The organism is Corynebacterium sp. UMB6689 (genome assembly GCF_030215295.1).
GTDB classification, from domain to species: Bacteria; Actinomycetota; Actinomycetes; order Mycobacteriales; family Mycobacteriaceae; genus Corynebacterium; species Corynebacterium aurimucosum.
This window is the reverse complement of sequence record NZ_JASOLS010000049.1, coordinates 1-1,208: the sequence shown is the minus strand read 5'-3', so window position 1 is coordinate 1,208 and position 1,208 is coordinate 1. Positions and strand designations below refer to the sequence as shown.

Annotated in this window: 1 protein-coding gene; it reads left to right on the top strand. The window is 55.8% G+C overall.

Annotated features, from left to right (window positions below):
• Positions 1–852 precede the first annotated feature (852 nt).
• Positions 853–1,170, top strand: coding sequence for a hypothetical protein (locus QP363_RS12605; protein ID WP_284764740.1), 318 nt, complete (start codon positions 853–855; stop codon positions 1,168–1,170).
• Positions 1,171–1,208 lie beyond the last annotated feature (38 nt).

The window sequence follows — 1,208 nt, the reverse complement described above, 5'->3', positions numbered from 1 at the left end:
GAAGCACTCACATCAGCTACACTGACCCAAGCAGCATAGCTAACCCCCGACGTGTCTACTTTCCGGGGGCCAGGCCCTGGCTAGGGGTCCTGCTGATCATTGAATTTAGTCAGGAATTTCCCGCAACGCGGGTCAGACTCCTCTTTGCCTGCTGTAAAAGGGTGGACTCGTCATCGTCAACAGAACGTGCTTGGTGTTTCAAGAATCCTCCGTTGGCTGTTGGTTTGCACTCGTATATCCTTATCAATTTGTTTTGATCTGTACTCCCTCCATACCGAAATCGAACTCCGGAGCCGGCCATTGGTAAACAGCGGGCAGTAGGCATTTTGCTTTTCATTGGTGGGGGAGGCGAAATTGGCGGAGCTGTTGCTGTGCTAAGGACGGTAGTGGGCTTTAAATTGGAGCCCGAGCTAGGGCGACAGCAGGGCTAGCGTCGTCAAGCATGGGCAGGTTTTAGCGGTCTGCTTGTTCGCCACTTGGGTATCCGGCATAGCGCGTCGGGGAAGATGACGGGCCTTCGATACCAGACATAGATCGGGTGTGGTTAAAGTATCGTAGTCGCGGTAAGCATTAACACTGCTCACCTCACGAGCACACCCAATCAATAATCTCTAGACCTGCCAGAAATGCGCGCTGGGATCGTCCGCAAGGTCCCCGCGCCTAAGGTGACTTGTCTGGAGTGAAATTAGATGACGGAGAACCCGACACAGCGGAAGACCACGAAGCCCACAGGGGTCTTCGCCATGGCGTTGGGCGCGGCAAATGGTTGGGGGCGCCTATATCTTGCTCCTCGACTGGATGTAGAAGGCGGGGCTGGCCGGCACGGTCATTGGCTTTGTCATTGGTGGTCTGATGATTGCCATTATTGGTTTGAGTTACGGCTTTACTATTCGCGCGCTGCCGCTGACGGGTGATGGGATGGCTTTCGCTATGGCGGTGCTCGGCCGGACTCATGCGTTTATCGCGGGGTGGGCGCTGACGCTGGGCTATTCGTGCGGTGTCGCGTTGAATGCGTCGGCGGTCACGCTCGTCTTCCGTGTCACGTTCCCTGAATTGGTTATGCGGGGCGCGCTTTCTGGCCAGTTTCAGTTCTTTGCCGTTGTGATCATGATTGTGGCGGTGGTGGTCATTGTGTCAATTTGGGGTAGTTGGTACCGCGAGTCCGCGTAGTTGGTACCGGGGTTCCACGTACCCGGTACTGCAAGGGG

What these genes read in the sequence shown, in the direction of transcription:
- QP363_RS12605 (WP_284764740.1), top strand. Translation starts at nt 853, where the DNA reads ATGATTGCCATTATTGGTTTGAGTTACGGCTTTACTATTCGCGCGCTG.